The 3,711-nt window shown below is 35.2% G+C and carries 5 protein-coding genes and 1 pseudogene; 1 reads left to right on the top strand and 5 read right to left on the bottom strand.

Annotated elements, in window-relative coordinates:
• Positions 1 to 683: aminopeptidase P family N-terminal domain-containing protein (locus ACZQCL_RS06930; protein WP_482482414.1), on the bottom strand; the 683-nt coding region annotated here is incomplete at its 3' end.
• 20 nt (positions 684 to 703) lie between these two features.
• On the bottom strand, positions 704 to 1,402 hold the full coding sequence (locus ACZQCL_RS06925) for a hypothetical protein (RefSeq protein WP_482482412.1): 699 nt from the start codon (positions 1,400 to 1,402) through the stop codon (positions 704 to 706).
• 78 nt (positions 1,403 to 1,480) lie between these two features.
• On the opposite strand from ACZQCL_RS06925, the gene ACZQCL_RS06920 reads away from it, so the two are divergent.
• Positions 1,481 to 2,314 carry an HAD family hydrolase gene (locus ACZQCL_RS06920; protein ID WP_482482410.1) on the top strand — a complete coding sequence of 278 codons (834 nt, stop codon included), beginning with the start codon at positions 1,481 to 1,483 and terminating at the stop codon, positions 2,312 to 2,314.
• Here the strand turns inward: ACZQCL_RS06920 and ACZQCL_RS06915 are convergent.
• The 3 genes and pseudogenes from ACZQCL_RS06915 to ACZQCL_RS06905 all read right to left on the bottom strand — a co-directional run.
• Positions 2,292 to 2,453, bottom strand: coding sequence for a hypothetical protein (locus ACZQCL_RS06915; protein ID WP_412344432.1), 162 nt, complete (start codon positions 2,451 to 2,453; stop codon positions 2,292 to 2,294). The two genes, ACZQCL_RS06920 and ACZQCL_RS06915, sit on opposite strands and share 23 nt — an antisense overlap.
• The gene (locus ACZQCL_RS06910) at positions 2,431 to 3,339 is read right to left on the bottom strand and encodes a Fic family protein (RefSeq protein ID WP_337524617.1); all 909 of its coding nucleotides are present in this window, start codon (positions 3,337 to 3,339) and stop codon (positions 2,431 to 2,433) included. The genes ACZQCL_RS06915 and ACZQCL_RS06910 overlap by 23 nt, the downstream gene beginning before the upstream one ends.
• Positions 3,340 to 3,471: 132 nt before the next feature.
• Positions 3,472 to 3,711 (bottom strand): annotated as a pseudogene (locus tag ACZQCL_RS06905) (glutamate--tRNA ligase); the annotation flags it as partial.

Here is a 3,711-nt window from a genome sequence, read left to right as displayed (position 1 = left end):
ATATAAATAGAAGCCGAATCTAAAGATACGATTGAATATGCAAGCGCAACCGGGAAATTAGGAATGTCATGTGCTCTTAAATTATAAAGCCATGCAATCTGATCCACACTTGTGAGTACAATGGAATCAGCTTTATTTTCCTTTAAGAAAGCACGCAAACGAGAAAGCTTACTTTCCATAGATTCACCCGCAAACTTTTCCGAATAATGAAAAGTTGGTGTACTAGGAAGCTCAGGACGATCTGTCCATACGTCATTTACTAAATCTAGATTTACATTCATATGTAAGTGTGCCAAATCAAATACAGATTTATATGCCAAGGCATCCTTTGTATTCATGACACGACCATCAAATCCAACGGTGTCGTTTTCTTTTAGATTTTCAACAATATACGCATCTAGTTCAGGAACTCCAGGCTGACCCATTCTCATTAAATCAATGCCTGTACCTTCCAATTGATTTGCCGCCTGAATAAAATAACGACCATCTGTCCATAGTGCAGCCTTATCCAGTAATACAACTAAGACACCTGCACTTCCAGTGAATCCAGACATATATTTACGACATGCGAAATATTCGCAAACATATTCTGTTTCATGAAAGTCAGACGTAGGAATAATGTATGCCTGTACATTATTCTCCATCATCTTCTCACGCAATTTTGAAATTCTTTGAGTAATCATTTTTTAAATCCTTCTTTCCTCTATGCCAATTTCTTAAGTGCATCCACCTGGTATACCATATCCAAGAAATCAAATGCCTCACAAGAAAAACATAACACAATCATAATCAAAAATAACATCTTAATAATATATGTCACAAAATAAACCGCTTTGACACTATTCTCCAATCGCATATATTTAAAGTGTGACCACATAATAAAGAGTGGAAACATAAATAATGCACCTTGAAACAACCAATAAATCCAAGTACGATTTTGTAGAAGGTATAAGATGTTGAATACCTTATGCGCATGAAAATCAATCATGAACTGATTGATCACAGCCACCGATGCATGCCCATTTAAAAAGCCAAGTGCACCTAGAAAGCTGACACCCGCAAATAAATTCGTCAAAAAGATAACGGTTTTTGCGATTTGTTTAGGCTTCTTTGTGGTAACACGATTTGCCTGTGCCAAAAGACATAAGTAGCTCACAATAAAAAATATACCATATAAAAATGAATAGAACGGAATGAAACAATAGAAGATACAGAAAACAATCGATATACCCAACATTAGATTTCCAATGGAATCGGTTGTCGTACGATACTTCTGAATTCTACGAATTCCATTTTTATGCATTGAAAAAGCACGCGTAATCGCATTATAAACTGGTTTTGGAAGTATTGACATCAATACCACAAAAACAAGCACAATACCTATCACCATATAATCGCCCATTTTATCCCTCCCCTTTAAATATTTACCTTTCTATTGTAGAATAAAAATATCATTTCGTCCAATCAGAAAGAGGTCCTTATGAAACTTATATTTTTAGACGCCGATGGCACCCTATTTCATCACGAAGGCTACATTCCAGATAGTGCCATCAAAGCTTGTATTCAAGCCCAAAAAAATGGACACAAAGTCATTCTATGCACAGGAAGACAACGCATTGAAATCTTTGGCCCGATGTTAGAAATTGACTATGACGCCATTATTGCCGGAAGTGGGGCAACCATTGAGTGTGAACACAAAATCGTAGAAGAAAATGCACTAACAAAAGAAGAAAGCCAATATCTTTCAAACTACCTTCTTACAAACCACATCCCAGCTAACTTTGAAAGCAGCACAGGCATCTATGCCACTCAATATACAAAAGACACGATGTTAAAAATGGTGGAAGAACAATGTGCCGGTAAAAGTGAAGAAGAAAAAGCCAAACATGGCCTTACCATTCTAACGAGCCAAATCACAGTTGTCGACAATATAAAAGACCTTGTCTACAACAAAGTCTCCGTTATTGACAATGGAAAAACACCATACAAAAAGATCCAACAAGATCTATCCGACAAATACGATGTGATTCCGGCAACCTTTGCACCACTAGGAAAAGAAAGTGGAGAAATCACTTCCTACCACATCAATAAAGCCACAGGCATGGATGCCGTAATCAAATACTTTAATGCCGACATTAAAGATACGATTGCGATTGGAGACGGCTTTAATGATATTCCTATGTTTGAAAAAGCATATCTAAGCATCGCCATGGGAAATGCTCCACAAGAAATCAAAGAAAAAGCTAACATGATTACAACATCATTAGATGATGATGGTATATATCATGCCTTTAAAGAATTGAATCTAATTTAAAGAATATCCTACAGAAATCATATACGATTTCTGTAGGATATTCTTTGCCTTCAATTACCGCATAGTTTCCAAAACACGTTTGATCAGACACTTCAATCACAGTATATTCATTGATTTCAATTTGATTTATTATTCTCATAAGCAATTCTAAAATAATCCAAATAAGCTTTATATTTATCTTGTGCCGACAAACAAGTATCCATCAGATATCCTCTTTCATAATCCCATTCTTTTAAGCCACGATAATAAAACATTTTCAACTGATCATCGATCATAAATGGGACAATATTATATTTCAAACATTCTTTAAATAAAATCAATCTTCCAACACGACCATTTCCATCTTGAAATGGATGAATACGCTCAAACCTTACATGAAAATCGAGTATATCTTCAAAAGTCTTTCCTTTTTTACCATTATATTCTTTTAACAATTCCTTCATTCTACCTGGAACTTCTTCAGGAAGTGCTGTATTCATTCCTCCAACTTCATTTGGTACCTTTTTATAGTCGCCGACCACAAACCATTCTTTTCTTGAATCACTTGTACCATTCTTCAAAGTTAAGTGTAAATCTTTAATAAAATTCTCGCTTAAAGTAGTCTTGGCATGATCAATAATCATATCAATACATCGAAAGTGATTTGTCGTTTCAAGTACATCATCCACATTCAGCACTTCATTTTCTACACCAATCGTATTTGTTTCAAAAATATATCGAGTTTGATCATGACTCAAGCGACTTCCTTCAATATGATTTGAATTATACGTTAAATCAATCTGTGTTTTATGATAAATCCCACCAGAATACTTGTTTATCTTTTGTTCCTTCAAGATATCCAATAAAGTAACAGGCTGTTCTTTCTTCTTGTTCGTACGAACAGGTTTTTTGGCATTTTCTGGAATTTTCCAAGTTTTACCGGCAATAAATGCACCATCTACACGATTCTGTGCACAATAATTTCGAACACTGCGCTCGGATATATCCCATTTTTTAGCTATTTCAGCCACTGAAAAATATCTCATAAGCAATCCTCCATCTAGTAATAGTATACCATATTATCGGCAATTTTATATCGCAGATGTTTTATTATTCATTTGTTTTTGCCGGTAAAATGCAAAAAAAAACGCCTAGATTTCTCTAAGCGTTTGTATGTTTTACTCTTCTACGATTTCACTCAAACGATCAATACCCACTTGGATACGACGTAATGTTTCATCTTTTCCTAAGATAAACGCAATTTCGATCGCTCCACCCGGAGTGAATTGTTTACCAGAAACAGCTGTACGAATTGGCCATAATACCTGTCCATTCTTCATCTCCAACTCTTTAGGAAGAGCTAATAAACATTCGTGCAATGTATCCATGCTGTCCCATTGATCAAAGGCTTCTAAAGT

The sequence above is a fragment of the Holdemanella sp. genome, from assembly GCF_056804935.1.
The sequence above is the reverse complement of the archived record's forward strand: the minus strand, read 5'-3'. Positions and strand labels throughout refer to the sequence as shown.